Origin of the sequence: Candidatus Methylobacter oryzae (genome assembly GCF_003994235.2) — a bacterium.
In the GTDB taxonomy this organism is placed as follows: domain Bacteria; phylum Pseudomonadota; class Gammaproteobacteria; order Methylococcales; family Methylomonadaceae; genus Methylobacter_A; species Methylobacter_A oryzae.
Window position 1 is genome coordinate 15,031 of record NZ_RYFG02000105.1, and the last position, 16,226, is coordinate 31,256.

12 protein-coding genes are annotated in these 16,226 nt (G+C 51.0%); 4 read left to right on the forward strand and 8 right to left on the reverse strand.

The annotated features are described in order from the left end of the window. Positions 1 to 29: 29 nt before the first annotated feature. Positions 30 to 3,527, reverse strand: a complete 3,498-nt coding sequence (gene dnaE, locus EKO24_RS14005) for a DNA polymerase III subunit alpha (protein ID WP_127028541.1) — start codon at positions 3,525 to 3,527, stop codon at positions 30 to 32. A gap of 691 nt (positions 3,528 to 4,218) precedes the next feature. Here dnaE and EKO24_RS14010 point away from each other — a divergent pair. Both EKO24_RS14010 and EKO24_RS14015 read left to right on the forward strand, forming a co-directional pair. Continuing rightward, positions 4,219 to 4,662, forward strand: a complete 444-nt coding sequence (locus EKO24_RS14010; protein ID WP_127028542.1) for a host attachment protein — start codon at positions 4,219 to 4,221, stop codon at positions 4,660 to 4,662. Positions 4,663 to 4,786: 124 nt separating this feature from the next. Further along, positions 4,787 to 7,402, forward strand: coding sequence for a PAS domain S-box protein (locus EKO24_RS14015; protein ID WP_127028543.1), 2,616 nt, complete (start codon positions 4,787 to 4,789; stop codon positions 7,400 to 7,402). Positions 7,403 to 7,792: 390 nt separating this feature from the next. Here the strand turns inward: EKO24_RS14015 and EKO24_RS14020 are convergent, their stop codons facing one another. Beyond that, the gene (locus tag EKO24_RS14020) at positions 7,793 to 9,346 is read right to left on the reverse strand and encodes a methyl-accepting chemotaxis protein (protein WP_127028544.1); all 1,554 of its coding nucleotides are present in this window, start codon (positions 9,344 to 9,346) and stop codon (positions 7,793 to 7,795) included. A gap of 458 nt (positions 9,347 to 9,804) precedes the next feature. Here EKO24_RS14020 and ettA point away from each other — a divergent pair, with 458 nt between their 5' ends. After that, positions 9,805 to 11,472: an energy-dependent translational throttle protein EttA gene (gene ettA / locus EKO24_RS14025; RefSeq protein ID WP_127028545.1), complete on the forward strand. Its 1,668-nt coding sequence runs from the start codon at positions 9,805 to 9,807 to the stop codon at positions 11,470 to 11,472. 166 nt (positions 11,473 to 11,638) lie between these two features. Here ettA and tusC read toward each other — a convergent pair whose 3' ends face one another. From tusC to mtnA, 6 genes are read right to left on the reverse strand one after another with little or no spacing between them, the layout of a single operon-like run. Next, entirely contained in the window at positions 11,639 to 11,995 is a 357-nt protein-coding gene (gene tusC, locus EKO24_RS14030; protein ID WP_127028546.1) for a sulfurtransferase complex subunit TusC, read from the reverse strand. Between the two features lie 4 nt (positions 11,996 to 11,999). After that, entirely contained in the window at positions 12,000 to 12,389 is a 390-nt protein-coding gene (gene tusD, locus EKO24_RS14035) for a sulfurtransferase complex subunit TusD (protein ID WP_127028547.1), read from the reverse strand. Positions 12,390 to 12,400: 11 nt separating this feature from the next. Continuing rightward, a complete protein-coding gene (locus tag EKO24_RS14040; RefSeq protein ID WP_127028548.1) occupies positions 12,401 to 12,784 on the reverse strand; it encodes a type II toxin-antitoxin system VapC family toxin in 384 nt (127 codons plus the stop codon). A 3-nt stretch (positions 12,785 to 12,787) separates the two neighbouring features. After that, positions 12,788 to 13,006 (reverse strand): hypothetical protein, encoded by a 219-nt coding sequence (locus EKO24_RS14045; RefSeq protein WP_127028549.1) that lies wholly within the window; start codon positions 13,004 to 13,006, stop codon positions 12,788 to 12,790. Between the two features lie 46 nt (positions 13,007 to 13,052). After that, positions 13,053 to 13,772, reverse strand: a complete 720-nt coding sequence (gene cysZ, locus EKO24_RS14050; RefSeq protein WP_127028550.1) for a sulfate transporter CysZ — start codon at positions 13,770 to 13,772, stop codon at positions 13,053 to 13,055. Further along, positions 13,762 to 14,802, reverse strand: a complete 1,041-nt coding sequence (gene mtnA, locus EKO24_RS14055) for an S-methyl-5-thioribose-1-phosphate isomerase (RefSeq protein ID WP_127028551.1) — start codon at positions 14,800 to 14,802, stop codon at positions 13,762 to 13,764. The genes cysZ and mtnA overlap by 11 nt, the downstream gene beginning before the upstream one ends. 61 nt (positions 14,803 to 14,863) lie before the next feature. Here mtnA and EKO24_RS14060 point away from each other — a divergent pair, with 61 nt between their 5' ends. After that, positions 14,864 to 16,177, forward strand: a complete 1,314-nt coding sequence (locus tag EKO24_RS14060) for a TRZ/ATZ family hydrolase (protein ID WP_127028552.1) — start codon at positions 14,864 to 14,866, stop codon at positions 16,175 to 16,177. The last annotated feature ends 49 nt before the right edge of the window (positions 16,178 to 16,226 follow it).

Here is a 16,226-nt window from a genome sequence, read left to right on the forward strand (position 1 = left end):
TAAAAATCCGTTTTCAATCTTAACTATCTTTACCTGTACTTAACCTCCACTGCTTCCCTCCCAACCAAAGTCCGCAACCTCGCCACCAATTCGTCAGTAGGATGCACGCGCCAGTCGTCGCCCAGTTGCAGGCCGGCTTTGGCTTTCGCAACCGGCGAGCTGTACGCGATACCGACCGGACAATTGCCGCCTTTGAACGGCTCCAACACCTCTTTCAACTTCGCCATGAAACGATTGTTTTCCTGCTGGTTGTCGGTCGCATCCCAGACCAATTGGATACTGCGGGCAAACGCTTCCCTGGCCTGCTCCATGTTGTATAGTTTTTCTACCGTTAAGCGCAACGTACCCAAATAATCGTCGACGCCCAGCGCGCCTTCGGCAATCAACAAGCTGTCGCGGGAAAAGATAGTCCGGTATTTTTCGTAAATTTCGCCAAAGGCCGCGACTTCAAGCCTGCCGGTTCTGTCATCGATGGTCGCAAAGCCCATCATCTTGCCGCTCTTGGTCTGACGGGTGCGCACTTCGACAACCAACCCCGCTGCCCTAGCTTCCATTTTGCCGCGGGAGCGCTCGGCACTGCCCATCAGCGACTCTATCGTTCCATTCGTAAACTGGCGCAGTTCGGCTTCGTACTGGTTGATCGGGTGGCCGGTCAGGAACAGGCCCAATACCAGTTTTTCGTTGTTCAGACGCTCGTTCTCGGTCCACGGCTCGACGGCGGTCGCGTAAGCTTCTTCGTCGCCGGCGTTATCGACATTGACCGCCAAGCCGAACAAGTCGTCCTGCCCGGTTTGCGCCATTTTGCCGTGCTGCTCGGCGACTTTTAATACCGTCGTCAGTTCGGCCAAATGCCCTGCCCTGTTGTCGTCGAATTCGTCGAACGCGCCGGCTTTAATCAACGCTTCCAGCACACGGCGGTTGAATTTGCGCAAATCCACGCGCTTGCACAGATCGTACAAGCCGGAAAACGGCCCGTTTTGCTCGCGCTCGAGCAGCATTTCCTCGATCGCCGCTTCGCCGACGCCTTTCAGCGCGCCCAGGCCGTAAATGATCCGGCCTTGATCGTTGACGGTGAATTTGTATTTGGACACGTTGATCGTCGGCGGCAGGATTTTGAGGTTCATATGCCGGCATTCCTCGATCAAGATCACCACTTTGTCGGTGTTGTCCATATCGGCCGACATCACCGCGGCCATGAATTCGGCCGGGAAATGGGCTTTCAGCCAAGCGGTCTGGTAAGCGACCAACGCGTAAGCGGCCGAATGCGATTTGTTGAAACCGTAACCGGCGAACTTCTCCATCAAGTCGAACACATACGTGGCGGTTTCTGCTTCGACCTGGTTTTGCACCGAACCGGACATGAATTTGTCCCGCTCCTTGGCCATTTCCTCCGGCTTTTTCTTACCCATCGCCCGGCGCAGCATGTCCGCGCCGCCCAGCGTATACAGCGCCATTTCCCGGGCGATCTGCATGACCTGCTCCTGATACAAAATAACGCCGTTGGTGGGTTTTAAAATCGGCTCCAGCAGCGGATGCGCGTACGAAGCCTGGGCGCCGTGCTTAACGTTGATGTAATCGTCGACCATGCCCGATTCCAGCGGGCCCGGCCGGAACAACGCCACCAACGCGATAATATCGTCGAAACAGTCCGGCTTCAGCTTTTTAATCAGCTCTTTCATGCCGCGCGATTCGAGCTGGAACACGGCCGTGGTCTGGGCGTTCATCAGCAATTTATACGAGTCCTTATCGTCGCGCGGAATCGCCGATATATCGACCGGCGGCTTGCCCAGGCGCTGCTGCTTGGCGTTGATGTCCTGCAAGGCCCAGTCGATGATAGTCAGCGTGCGCAAGCCTAAGAAGTCGAACTTAACCAGGCCGACCGCTTCGACATCGTCCTTGTCGAACTGGGTGACCAGGTTGTTGCCGTCCTGGTCGCAATACAGCGCAGCGAAGTCGGTCAGCTTGGTCGGCGCGATCACGACGCCGCCGGCGTGCTTGCCGGCGTTACGCGACGTGCCTTCCAGCGACAGCGCCATATCGATCAGCGCTTTAACTTCCTCTTCGGTATCGTACAGCTGCTTCAACTCAGGACTGTCTTTTAGCGCTTTGGTCAACGTCATGCCGATTTCAAACGGCACCAGTTTGGATAAGCGGTCGACGAAACCGTAACCGAAACCCAACACCCGGCCGACGTCGCGAATAACCGCTTTCGCCGCCATCGAGCCGTAGGTGATGATCTGCGAAACCTGGTCGCGGCCGTAATGCCGGGCCACGTAATCGATCACCTCGTCGCGGCGGTCCATACAGAAGTCGACGTCGAAGTCGGGCATCGAAATACGCTCGGGGTTCAGGAAGCGCTCGAACAGCAGGTCGAATTCGATCGGGTCGAGGTCGGTGATTTTCAGCGCATACGCGACCAACGACCCGGCCCCGGAACCCCGGCCCGGACCGACCGGAATCTGGTTGTTCTTGGCCCACTGGATAAAGTCGGCCACGATCATGAAATAGCCGGGGAAGCCCATCTGGATGATCATTTTCAACTCGAAATCCAGCCGGTCGTAATAAACCTGCCGGTTTTCCTCGTCGCTGCCTTTGCCGACCGCCGGATGATGCTGCAAACGCTCTTCCAGGCCTTCGGACGCCTGCTCGGTCATGAATTCGCCGATAGTCATGCCTTCCGGCACCGGGAAATCGGGCAGGAAGTATTTGCCCAGCGTCAGCTTCAGGTTGCAGCGTTTGGCAATCTCCACGCTGTTCTCCAGCGCCTCGGGTATATCGGCGAACAGCGCCTGCATTTCCTCGACGCTGCGTAAATATTGCTGATCGGTGTAATCCTTGGGGCGGCGCGTATCGTCGAGCACCCGCCCCTGGTTGATGCAAACCCGCACTTCATGGGCCGCAAAATCCTGTTGATCGATAAAGCGCACATCGTTGGTCGCGACGACAGGCAAGCCGGTCGCCTGAGCCAGTTCAACCGCGGCGGCGATATAGCGCTCCTCGTCCGGCTTGCCGACCCGCTGCAATTCCAGGTAAAAACTTTGCGGAAACAAACCGCTCCAAAACTCGGCCAAGCGTTTGGCTGCCTCATGATTTTCAGCCAACAGCGCTTTGCCTATGCACCCGCTCATTGCGCCGGACAACGCAATCAAGCCGTTGTGATTGGCCTCTATCCATTCCTGCCTGAGCATCGGCACGCCTTGATGCTGGCCTTCCTGGTAAGCTTTGGAGATCAACTCGGTCAGCGTGATGTAACCGGCGTAATTATTGACCAGCAGTGTCAATCGAAACGGCGTGGCCGGATCTTCGGGATTAAAAACCAGCACATCGGAACCAGCTATCGCCTTGATACCCTGCCCTAACGAGGCTTTATAAAATTTGACCAGCGAGAACAGGTTGGCGTGCTCGGTGATCGCAATGGCCGGCATATTCAACTCGGCCAAACGCTTGACCAAAGGCTTGATTTTGACGATTCCGTCGACCAGGGAAAATTCGGTGTGGAGTCTTAAATGGACAAATGCCGGCTGCATGGGACTGAAAAAATGGCTTCGCGTTACATTATACTGATCGGCTATTTTACCTTGTTCATAGGACTTGGCGCGACCCGGAAAGACGACCTCTTAGCGTTCGGCGCTTAGTAATGATGTTGCGCAGTGTCCACGAAAGGCACGAAAAAATATTTGCCGTTGATTTCTCGACAGCTGTGCCCTATCCAGCTTTTATTATACCCAATAGGCATAAGTTTCGTTTGAGCAGGCAAGCTGCTCAACTCAGCTTTAAAGGTCCCGCCTGTTCAGGATTAGGCCTTCCAGGTTTTACGACTACCAGGGATGGCGGCCGAGACTGCTCCCGGCAGTCCTCGGCATTTCCTCCATCCATGATGGTCAGAAGTGCCGGAGCCGCCGGGAGCGGCTCCAGTAAAAACCTGGAAGGTCTGCCTATCGGCCTATTTCTCGCTTAACGCCAAGGTAAAGAACTATCGGAATGATTCCTTCCGCAGAAACTTGTATATAACAATATTACGTGGGAAACGATAAACAATATAGCTGATGTTCTTTTCGTGTTGTTCGTGGATCCCGCTTTTTCATAACCTGCGTAACATCAGTTAGTAATACTACTTATTGATTAAAAGCGGCGATTTTCTTATTGTAAATTCTTCGATTCAACGATTTTCGGTAGGACGTAGATAAACCAAGCAAAACCGCCGCAGAGGGAATAATCATGAAATTAACCTGGATACTCGTTGCCGATAATAGCCGTGCGCGTATTTTTACTGCCGATTCACTTTCTTCTCCTTTAGAAGAAATCGACGATTTATGTCATACGGCAGGCCGCTTGCACGACCGGGAAATAACCTCCGACCTGCCTGGAAGAATCTCAAGTTCCGGCACGGTGAGCCACACTTATGAACAACCTAACGATCCGAAAAAACACGAAATAGACAATTTTGCGCGCCGAATCGCCCACTATCTGGAGGATGCGCTCAATGCGCACCGGTTTGAGCAACTGCTGATTGTTGCCGGCCCCTCTTTTCTGGGCTTACTGCGCAACCATTTGTCGGAACAGCTTAAACAGCGGGTGCGCTTCGAACTCAACAAAGAACTCACTGCGTTGAGCGTCGCCGATATTCGCCAACATCTTCCCCAATATCTGCCGAACCTTTGACAAAATACCGCGGCTGGCTGAATATTCGACATTTTTTTAATTTGTCACGTTCAACAGCACGCACTGGAGCACGTCTGAAAAACGATGCGAGGTCCCTATTAAATATTTTTTCAATAACATCTATATCGCCGCAACATTGGGGATTGCAGTTATTTTATTTGTTTTAAAAAACTTTCAATTTATTTTCGGTTCTTCCCCGCCGTTATTACTCTTCTTGGTCGTAATCGCTTTCGCTGCCTGGATTGGAGGGCTTAGGGCGGGAATTTTTACCACACTGTTAAGTGCGGTAGTCAGCATTTACTTTCTGGACGAACCTTACAATGCGTTTTATATCGCCCAACCAAGTGAACTGCTGCGTATCGTTTTCTTAGTGACTGTAGGCGCGATGTTCAGCTTATTCATTGCTCGCCTGCACGATAAAGAACAACAAACGTTACACAAGGTCATGGAACGAGAGGAAGAGCTTAAACAGCAAATTGCCGAGCGCAATCGGACGCAAGCAGAGCGGGATTTATATATCTTACTCGCTAAAAGCAGCTCCGAATTTATCGGTATGTGCGATACACACGGCATCCCTTTTTTTATCAACGATGCCGGACTACGCTTGGTAGGCTTGGATAGTCTTGAGCAAGGCCTTAAGACTCCGGTTAAAGAGTTCTTTTTTCCTGAAGACCAAGCTTTTATTATCGAGCAATTCTTCCCCACTGTGTTCAAAAGCGGCGCAGGCGATGTCGAAATCCGTTTCCGGCACTTTAAAACCGGGGAAGCCTTATGGATGATCTACAACGTCTTCAGCCTAAAAAGCTCAGATAATAAAACGATTGGCTTGGGCACGGTGAGTACCCATATCACCGAGCGCAAACGCATAGAAAAAGCGTTGCGCGAAAGCCAGATAGACCTGAACCGCGCCCAAGCCGTCGCTCATGTCGGCAGTTGGCGCATGAACCTCCTCACAAATATCTTAGAGTGGTCCGATGAGAACTTTCGGATTTTTGGCCGGCCAAAAGGCTCACCCCAAACCTATCAGTCCTTTCTTGAGGCTGTCCATCCTGAAGACCGCGAGCGAGTCGATACGGCTTGGCAAGCAGCGCTTACCGGCAAACCTTACGACATTGAACACCGCATTATAGTCGATGGAAAAATCAAATGGGTACGTGAACTGGCTGAGCTGGAATTTGACGAAGATGGAACAGTGCTAGGCGGTTTCGGAACCACTGAAGATATTACCGATATTAAAAGCAGCCAGGAAGCCTTGCAACATGAACGCGCCTTCCTCAGACAAGTCATTGATTCCGCGCCCAGTTTGATTTTTGTCAAAGACAAGGAAGGACGATTTCTTCTAGGCAATGAGGCTTTGGCAAAGTGCTACGGCGCCAGCCCTGAAAACCTGATCGGGATGACCGATGAGAACTTCAATCCCAACGCCGACGAAGTGTCCCACTTCCATCGGAATGACCTTGACGTTATAACCAGTTGTAAACCCAAACAAATCCCCGAAGAAAAAGTTTCGCATGCCGATGGCTCCATCCATTGGTACAGCACCGTAAAAACGCCGCTGATTGACGACGGTCATTGCGACAAGCTGTTGGGAGTAGCAACCGATATTACCGAGCGCAAGCGCGCCGAAGAGGCACTACGCTTGGCGGACCGCCGTAAAGACGAATTCCTGGCGATGTTGGCCCACGAACTCCGTAATCCGCTGGCTCCTATCCGTAATGCCGTGCAATTTTTGAAAATGCAGAAAGTAGCCGACCCTAAACTGACGCTAAGCTACAGCGTGATTGACCGCCAAGTAGCGCATATGGCGCAACTGCTTGACGAGTTGCTGGATATGTCCCGCATCATGCAAGGCAAAATCAGGCTGAAGGTTGAGCATCTCGAACTTACCGACATTGTGAATAATGCGGTAGAAACCAGCCGTCCCTTGATCGATTCGCGTAAGCAGGAGCTGATTATTTCGCAAATCACGCCACCGCAACGGCTTTTAGGCGATCGCGTCAGGCTGGCGCAAGTGCTGTCTAACTTGCTCAACAATGCGGCTAAGTATACTCATGAGAGAGGAAAAATCATGTTGAACGTAAAACGGGAAGGTTCCGATGCAGTCATCGAAGTTAAAGATACCGGCATCGGCATCGCGCCTGATGTTTTGCCTCAAATTTTCGATCTTTTTTCCCAGGCCGACCACACTTTGGCCCATTCTCAAGGCGGGCTGGGGGTCGGCTTGACGCTAGTGCGGCAACTGGTAGAAATACATGGAGGAACGGTCACTGCCGCGAGCGGCGGCATTGGCCAGGGCAGTTCATTCATGGTGCGGCTGCCTGCATTACCGATGGACTCATCCGCGGCCGAACCGGCAGCAACCGAACCTACGTTATCGACGTCTAAATTCCGCATCCTGGTTGTCGATGACTATGTCGATGCGGCCGAAAGCCTGATGATGCTGTTGCAAGCCCAAGGACATGAAGTCGAAATAGCCGATTGCGGCATCAAAGCAATAGAGCGTGCCCAGGTTTTTCGTCCGCAAATTGTCGTGCTCGATATAGGCCTTCCCGATCTGGATGGTTATGAGACCGCAAAACGGCTGCGCGCAATGCCGGAGACTCAAGATGCAATTCTGATTGCTTTAACCGGTTACGGACAGCCTGAAGACATTGAGTGTTCGCAATCGGCAGGGTTTAACTATCATTTGCTGAAGCCGCTGGATTTTAGTCAACTATCGAGCTTATTGGCATCACTATAAAATCGTTGTCGATCAACCCGAAGATTAAAGCTGAGTTGAGCGGCTTGCCCGCTCAAACGAAACTTATGGCCTTTGGCTATAATTAACGGTTAATCCCATCCTGAAAGTTATTCACAAAACCTGTGGATAACTTTGTGGATTGGTTGTTTTACTTATTGCTTAACTGCGGTTTTTATTGATATTTTGTTAAATTGTACAAAAACTCAACAAATTGATAATTTCATAAACAATCAATAACTTATGACTCATTATCAGACTCTATACCGCTCACCCGGAAGCAGTGCTAAGTCACTGATTGTTGCTGTGTGCAAATGCTAATTACTCTATCGAAAACTATCTATTCAATAGCCCAAAGAACCTTGAAATCGTTAATCGCAACGACGAATTCGGCTACGATATTTTATCCCGTTTTATTTGCTTAGCCTGTTTATCGACATGTTTTTTCAAATGAAAAAACGCAACCGATTGCTGTAACTGCTCCGCCTGTCCGCTCATTTCCTCGGCAGTCGCGGCCAATTGTTCGGACATTGAGGCATTTTGCTGTGTCATTTGGTCCAATTGACTCATTGCGTCATTGATCCGGTCAATACCCTGCGCCTGCTCTTCCGAGGAAACGGTAATTTCCATTACCAAATCGGCTGTTTTCTGAATACCGGGCACGACAGCGTCCAATAACTTACCGGCTTCTTCAGCAATTTGCACACTACGCCTAGCCAGCTGGTTAATCTCTTGCGCGCTGACGCGGCTGCTTTCAGCCAATTTGCGTACTTCCGCTGCCACCACGGCAAAGCCTTTGCCGTGATCGCCGGCCCGTGCCGCTTCAATAGCGGCATTCAGCGATAACAGATTGGTTTTATAGGCAATATCCTCAATCGTGCCAATTTTTCCGGCAATTTCCCTCATCGCAGTTACCGTCCGTTTAACGGCTTCGCCGCCAATATTCGCATCTTTAGAGGAAATATTCGCGATATCATTGGTCGCTTTAGCATTATTGGCATTTTTCTGCACTGAGACGTTTAGCTCAACCACTGAGGACGTCGTTTCATCGACGTCGGCAGCTTGCTCGACAGAGGATTGACTCAGCGCGGAAGCCGTAGCGCTGATTTGCTGCGCTGCACTGGCCAAAGCGTCGGCATTCATACGCACACCAGCGACAACTTCGCTTAATTGATCACGCATGTTGTTTAACATATACAGCAGACTGTTATGATCGCCTTCGAGCAGTGCAATGTCAGAACCAAGATCGCCATTGGCGATTTTGGTCATCACTTCGGCTGCATAGGCAGGTTCGCTACCGAGTTGCTGCATCAGTGAGCGGATAATTAAATAAGCCGCAATCAGGCCAATCATCAGAGCAGCAATAGAAATGACCAGAACACTATAGAACGCCTGTACAACTAATTGATTGGCATCCTCTCCCGACTGCTTCATTGAGCCGACTTGATGCTCGACGAGCTTATCGATAGCGTTCATGTAGGCCGTTTGAAAACTGCGCATTTCTTTTAGCAGAAAGTTGACCGCTTCCTCTTGCTTCTGCTCATTAATAAGGCCGATAAGCTTTTCTTGTGCTGTTTGATAGGAAATACGGGCCTCTTTTAAATTTTTCAGTAACGCCCTCCCTTCCGTACTTTTAACGGTCTTTTCAAGCTTGTCGATATTTTCATCAATAGCCTGACGGGCTTTGTCGATGCGCTTCAGTTCGTCGTCTATTATATTTTGATCTTTAACTAACAATACATTGCGCATTGCTCGGGCCATGAGGTTGATGTTGTTGGTAATATCATGAGTCCAGATGGTTTTAGGAAACTTATCATTAATAATATAGTCAATGCTCACGTTGAGCTCGTTCATTTTACCGATACTTATGCCGGCAACGATAGCCAACAATAACAGCACACCGCTAAACCCTAATATCAAACTGGTTTTAACTTTCATAATACTCATGTTTATGCCTCAACTCTTGTAAGTTAACCGCTATTTTTTGTAGCCAGTACGACCATTTGTTATTGATGCCGTCGAGCCGCCTGAACTCGATATATTGAAGATGCGTAACACCTATCGGAAGCCGAAGCTTTGCAGCTATTCAAGGCTTGTCTGCCTTTATGCGCAAAAATATCACAATACAATAAGATGCTCATCAATCATGATTAGCTTATATTCTAATTCGTCTGACAACAATCTCTTTCAAGTTATTTCCCTATCTTCAACAACATCAAACCTAGCGCCATGGCGCTCCCGTTTACGCTCCTAGTTGGTGAGGCTGTAGCTTAAATATTTTCACATGAGTTCTTAACCGTACAAGCCGCGAACAGTCATCAACGCTTAAAAATTACTGAATAACGTGGAATAATAGCCGGCATCGCATTACTCTCTATAAATCTAAAACTGACTAATTGGACACTATGGCGCAATACATCTATTCAATGAACCGGGTCGGCAAAATTGTCCCGCCCAAGAAATATATCCTCAAAGACATCTCGCTATCTTTCTTCCCCGGCGCAAAAATCGGCGTACTGGGCCTGAACGGCTCGGGTAAATCGACGCTGCTGCGGATCATGGCCGGCATCGATAAAGAGATTGAAGGCGAAGCTATCCCGTTAAAAGGTATTAATATCGGCTATCTGCCGCAAGAACCGCAACTCGATCCTAACAAAACCGTGCGCGGCAATGTCGAGGAAGCCGTCGCTGAAATCAAAGCGGTATTGGAACAGTTGGATGCTGTTTACGCAGCTTACGCGCTACCCGATGCCGATTTCGACAAACTGGCCGCCGACCAGGCTCGCTTGGAAGACATCATCAATGCCTGCGACGGCCACAACCTGGACCGCAAGCTCGAAGTCGCGGCCGATGCGCTAAGGCTGCCGGATTGGGACGCCGACGTAACCAAACTGTCGGGCGGCGAGAAACGCCGCGTCGCGCTGTGCCGCTTGTTGCTGTCGAATCCCGATATGCTGTTATTGGACGAACCGACCAACCACTTGGACGCCGAATCGGTCGCTTGGCTGGAAAGATTCCTGCACGATTATTCGGGTACCGTGGTCGCGGTTACCCACGACCGTTACTTCCTGGACAACGTCGCCGGCTGGATTCTGGAGTTGGACAGAGGCTCCGGCATTCCGTGGGAAGGCAATTACTCCAGCTGGTTAGAGCAAAAGAGCAACCGTCTGTTGCAGGAAGAAAAACAAGAAACTTCCCGGCAAAAAGCCATGAAAGAAGAGTTGGAATGGGTGCGCACCAATCCTAAAGGCCGCCATGCGAAAAGCAAGGCGCGTCTGGCCCGCTTTGAAGAATTGTCGTCCGTCGAAGTGCAAAAACGCAACGAGACCCAGGAAATCTATATTCCGCCCGGACCTCGCTTGGGCGACGTGGTCATTGAAGCCGACAACATCAGCAAAGCATTCGGCGACAAGCTGCTAATCAACGGTTTGAGTTTTAAACTGCCGCCCGGCGGCATCGTCGGCATTATCGGCCCGAACGGGGCCGGTAAAACCACATTGTTCCGCATGATGGCCGGCATCGAAAAACCCGACTCGGGCTCGTTAACGTTGGGACAAACGGTACAGCTGGCTTACGTTGACCAGATGCGCGACGATTTGGATGCTAAGAAAACGGTATTCGACGAAATTTCCGACGGCCTGGACATGATTACGGTCGGCAAGTACGAAACGCCGTCCCGCGCTTATGTCGGCCGCTTCAACTTCAAAGGCGCGGACCAGCAAAAATTCATCGGCAATTTGTCAGGCGGCGAGCGCAACCGCGTGCATCTGGCCAAGCTGCTGAAAACCGGCGGCAACGTGCTGTTGCTCGACGAACCGACCAACGACCTGGACGTCGAAACCTTGCGGGCACTGGAAGAAGCCTTGCTCGCCTTCCCCGGCTGCGCGGTGGTTATTTCGCACGATCGCTGGTTCCTGGATAGAATCGCGACGCACATCCTGGCGTTTGAAGGCGACAGTAACGTGGTTTGGTTTGAAGGTAATTACGAAGACTACGAAGCCGACCGCCATCGCCGCTTGGGTAGCGATGCGGATAATCCTCATCGCTTGAAGTATAAGAAACTGACCGGCTAACCGGTCTAAAGGCGAAAATGCCGCTCCAGACCTTCCAGGTTTTTACTGGAGCCGCTCCCGGCGGCTCCAGCACTTCTGACCATCATGGATGGAGGAAATGCCGAGGACTGCCGGAGCAGTCTCGGCCGCCATCCCTGGCAGTCGTAAAACCTGGAAGGTCTAAACCTTACCCCGCAAACACAATATCAAACCGTTTCATCAATTCCGCGATGTCTTTCCGGTAAAACTCCCGCGCCGGCAGGCATAGATCTACCGGCTTCAAGCCGCGCTCTTGTAACGACTCCACTTCGGCGTAAATGTCGTTCACATCGTAGATTTCCAGTGCTTTGAAAATAGCTGCGGTATCTTTCATACCGGCGATTTCCGGAGTTTGGCCGTTTTTCAGCTGGAACACGCCGTCATCCAATAAAAGGATACTGACGTGCTGGTCGAACGCGGCTGTGGTCAGGATAATATCCAGCATTTCCTGAACTTGGGCCCCGCTATGCGGCGGTCTGCTAAGGACAAATAAATAACGTTTCATGCCCTCACCCGAATACGATAAAACGGTCGGCGACCAGCGTGGCCTCAACCAACTGCCCCAGCCCGGAAATGCGAAAGCCGTCGGCCAGATCGTCATCCTGCTTGCCCTGCCGCTTGGCTTCGTCGCTGTGTAACAAGCCGCGCCGTTGCGCAGCGGAAATGCAGACGACTAAATCGACCCGATGCAATCTTGCCAACTCGCTCCATTGCGCGGTGAATTGAAGCTCGTCGTCCGGCGGCGTCGCGTATTTGAACGCATGGTAAATGCCGTCCTGGTAAAAAAACACCCGGAATATTTCATGCCCGGCTGCTAACGCGGCGTTGATGAACTGGTATGCGGTATAGCCTGCATTGGACTGGTAAGGACTGGAATTAACTTGTATGGCGAATTTCATTTGGTTTTAAGCTAGCCGCCGTCAAAGGGATTGTAAGTTTCTAGCGTGAGCGCCTTAAAATTCTTAGTGTTGCGGGTTACTAAAATTGCCGAATATTGCATAGCGGTTGCGGCAATAATTGCATCGGGCAATTTAATAGCCTTTTCTTTGCGAATATCAATCACACGCCAAGCAATTTCATCCGTTAATGCCCTAACCGTGGCACATCCCACAAACTGCTCGGCTTTTAGTCTTTCCTGGAAATTAAAGGGAAATCCTAAAAACTCCATTTTTGAAATTATTGAGATTTGAAAACTCTCGCGTATTAGCCTAGAAACTTTGTCTTTTACTACGCTCTCCATATTACCGTTAAAGTAATAAATGAGAGTATTGGTATCCAGCAAATAATGACTCATGCTCTAGTGTTCCCACTCGTCGCGCATAGCTGCAAGTAATTGCTCGACATTATCTAAATGACTGACGCCAAAAAACTGTTCCGGGTTTAACTGATTTGTTTGTGTATCTTTAGACAATACGGGAAAAACAATAACTTCAACTGTTTCGGAACTAAAATCGTCAGGTATATCAATCAGGTCTTTAAGTTTTTTGGTTTCAACAATTTGTCTTATTGCTTGCATTACCGTTTCCTCTATTTAGTTATCGAGTGTTCTACTGATCTACCGCTCAATCCCGCTTAATCTCATTAAAATAAAGCGTAGCGCCAATCACCGCGGCCGGGGCAATAATCACATTCAATACAGGAATAGTCAGCCCCAACACCGCCAGCCCGCCAAAACTTAACGCGCCGAGCTTTACGCTCTTGACCAGCTCTTTTTGCTCGGCGAACAATACGCCCTGGTTTTCCAGCGGATAGGCCAGATATTCCAGTGCCATCCCCCATGCCCCGAACAACGCCCATAAAAACGGCGCAAGCACATTGATACCGGGCATAATCGACAATAACAGCAACGGCAAGGCTCTGGTCAGCAAGTAGACCATGCGCTTCGATTCCGCAAAAAGCACTTTAATTAAAGGCTGTTCAGCCGTTGCAAAAGCCTTGTCGCTTACCATAGCCATCGTTTTCGCGGATAACTTGCCGTAAAAAGGCGCGGCCAGCAGATTCGCCATGACGGTAAAGGTGAAAAAAATAACGATAAAAAAGCTGATAAAAATCAGCGGCCATAAAATCCAACTCAGCCAGTGCAGCCAGTTGGGTATGAATTGGTCGATTAAATCGGCAATATAAAAATAACCCAAGGTTAAAGCCGCGCTATACAACACAACATTGATTAGCATCGGAATGATGACGAATTTACGCAATTCCGGGCTGCTCAATAGTTTCAGCCCTTTAAATAAAAAGCTAACCGCCAGGACCGGATTGTTGCCTTTTTTATCAAATTGCATTTTTCAGACCTCTCATACTGTGCTCGGAAGGATTCAGGACCACGCCGCGCTCGGTCACAATCGCCGAAATCAATTCCGCCGGCGTCACGTCAAAAACCGGGTTCCAGGCACTCACCAAGGAACCCTTTTCGCTATAACAGGCAGGCAATAGTTCGTTTGGGTTGCGTTGTTCAATCTCTATCTTGTCGCCGTTCTCGATAGTCCAATCGATCGTCGAGGTCGGCGCGGCCACCATTAGCTTGACGCCGTGCTGCCTGGCCAGCACGGCCAGCGAATAAGTACCGATTTTATTCGCCGCATCGCCGTTCGCGGCAATGCGGTCCGCACCGACCACGATCCAGTCGATAGCCCCGGATTTCATCAGCCATGCGGCGGCCGAATCGGCAATTAAGGTTGCCGGGATGCCGTCTTGCGACAATTCCCAGACAGTCAGTCTTGCACCTTGCAGCCAAGGCCGGGTTTCGCCGGCGAAGACATTGATGCGCTGACGCTGATAAGCGCTACGGATAACGCCCAATGCAGTGCCGTAGCCGCCGGTTGCCAAGGCTCCGGCGTTGCAGTGCGTCATCACGCCTTTGGCTCCGGCCAGGATGTCGGCGCCCAATTCACCCATTTTATGATTAGCGGCAAGATCGTCGGCATGGATTTTTTCCGCGCAAGCCAACATCGCGGCGAGAGGATTTTCAAGCTGATTAGCCAGTTCGGCTTTCATCCGGTCCAAGGCCCAGAACAAATTGACCGCCGTGGGCCTGGACTTCGCCAGCATATCGATATCGGCCGCGACTTTTTTCCGCCACTGGTTGGACTGGGCATATTGCTTGCGCACCGACAGCACCACACCGTAAGCGGCGGCTATGCCGATAGCCGGCGCACCGCGAACGCGCATGCTGGCGATGGCTTCGGTGACGCCTTCGGCATCCTTGTATTCATCGTAAACAATTTTTTCGGGTAATTGCCGCTGATCCAGCACTTTTAAAGCATCGCCTGTCCATTGTAAGGCTTGTACAGTCAATCTGTTTTGCATAGTCATTTTTATCAAAAAACCAATAGTAAAAAGTTATAATTTCGGTAACCCAACACAGGAATATCTTATGACAGTTGTCGATACACTGATCCACGCCCGCTGGATTATACCCGTTGAACCGGAATCCGTAACCTATGAGCACCATACGCTGGTTGTCGACAGCGGCCGCATCATCGATCTGCTGCCCACCGAAATCGCGAAGCAAAAATACCGGGGCACGACCACGGAAAACCTGGCTTACCATGCCCTGTTGCCCGGCTTGGTCAACAGCCACGCCCATGCGGCGATGACGTTAATGCGCGGTATTGCCGACGACTTGCAACTGATGGACTGGCTGCAAAATCACATTTGGCCGCTGGAGCAAAAATGGATGTGCGAATCGTTCGTCAAGGACGGTACCGATCTGGCGATAGCCGAGATGATTCTGGGCGGGACGACCTGCTTCAACGACATGTATTTTTTCCCGGAAATCACTGCGGCCCAGGCGATACATCACGGCATCCGGGCCTGCGTCGGCTTGATCGTCATCGATTTCCCGACAGTCTGGGCAGAAAACAGCGACGCTTATATTGAAAAAGGGCTGGCCCTGCATGATCAGCTGCGTCACCATCCGCTGATTTCCACGCCTTTCGCTCCGCATGCGCCGTACACCGTGTCCGACGAGCCGCTGCAAAAAATCAAAGCCATCGTTGATGAGATGGAACTGTCGATGCATATGCACGTGCACGAAACCCTGCACGAAGTCGAACAAGCACAGGAACAAACCGGAAAGCGCCCCTTGCAAAGATTGCACGAACTCGGCTTGGTCAATCCGTCATTCATCGCCGTACATATGACGCAATTAACCGACGATGAGATTGCCCGGTTTGCCAAAGCCGGCGCTCATATCGTGCATTGCCCGGAATCCAATTTAAAACTGGCCAGCGGCTTTTGTCCGGTTGCCAAATGTATCGAGGCAGGCATCAACGTCGCGTTGGGCACCGACGGCGCGGCCAGCAACAATGACCTGGATATGTTCGGCGAAATGCGCACCGCGGCGTTGCTCGGTAAAGCGGTTGGCGGTAACGCCAGCGCGATTCCGGCGATGACGGCGCTACGCATGGCGACCATCAACGGCGCCAAGGCATTGGGCCTGGATAATGAAATCGGCTCGCTGAGTATCGGCAAGGCCGCCGATGTGATTGCCGTCGATTTATCGCACCTGGAAACCCAGCCGTTATATTGCCCTATTTCGCAGATTGTTTATGCCGCCAGCCGCCAACAAGTTACCGATGTCTGGGTGGCCGGCAAACGCTTGCTGCAACAGCGCCGCCTGACGACGGTTAATGTTGATGAGCTAAAGGTAAAAATTGCCGAATGGCGAGAGCGGCTATCGGCTTGATCGTCACTCATGCTATCCGGGAGAAGCCGTCATCTTGCTTATAGAAGCA

Bases quoted from the DNA above. Each gene is read 5' to 3' on its own strand.
- dnaE (WP_127028541.1), bottom strand. From the start codon at position 3,527: ATGCAGCCGGCATTTGTCCATTTAAGACTCCACACCGAATTTTCCCTG.
- EKO24_RS14010 (WP_127028542.1), top strand. From the start codon at position 4,219: ATGAAATTAACCTGGATACTCGTTGCCGATAATAGCCGTGCGCGTATT.
- EKO24_RS14020 (WP_127028544.1), bottom strand. From the start codon at position 9,346: ATGAGTATTATGAAAGTTAAAACCAGTTTGATATTAGGGTTTAGCGGT.
- ettA (WP_127028545.1), top strand. From the start codon at position 9,805: ATGGCGCAATACATCTATTCAATGAACCGGGTCGGCAAAATTGTCCCG.
- tusC (WP_127028546.1), bottom strand. From the start codon at position 11,995: ATGAAACGTTATTTATTTGTCCTTAGCAGACCGCCGCATAGCGGGGCC.
- tusD (WP_127028547.1), bottom strand. From the start codon at position 12,389: ATGAAATTCGCCATACAAGTTAATTCCAGTCCTTACCAGTCCAATGCA.
- EKO24_RS14040 (WP_127028548.1), bottom strand. From the start codon at position 12,784: ATGAGTCATTATTTGCTGGATACCAATACTCTCATTTATTACTTTAAC.
- EKO24_RS14045 (WP_127028549.1), bottom strand. From the start codon at position 13,006: ATGCAAGCAATAAGACAAATTGTTGAAACCAAAAAACTTAAAGACCTG.
- cysZ (WP_127028550.1), bottom strand. From the start codon at position 13,772: ATGCAATTTGATAAAAAAGGCAACAATCCGGTCCTGGCGGTTAGCTTT.
- mtnA (WP_127028551.1), bottom strand. From the start codon at position 14,802: ATGACTATGCAAAACAGATTGACTGTACAAGCCTTACAATGGACAGGC.
- EKO24_RS14060 (WP_127028552.1), top strand. From the start codon at position 14,864: ATGACAGTTGTCGATACACTGATCCACGCCCGCTGGATTATACCCGTT.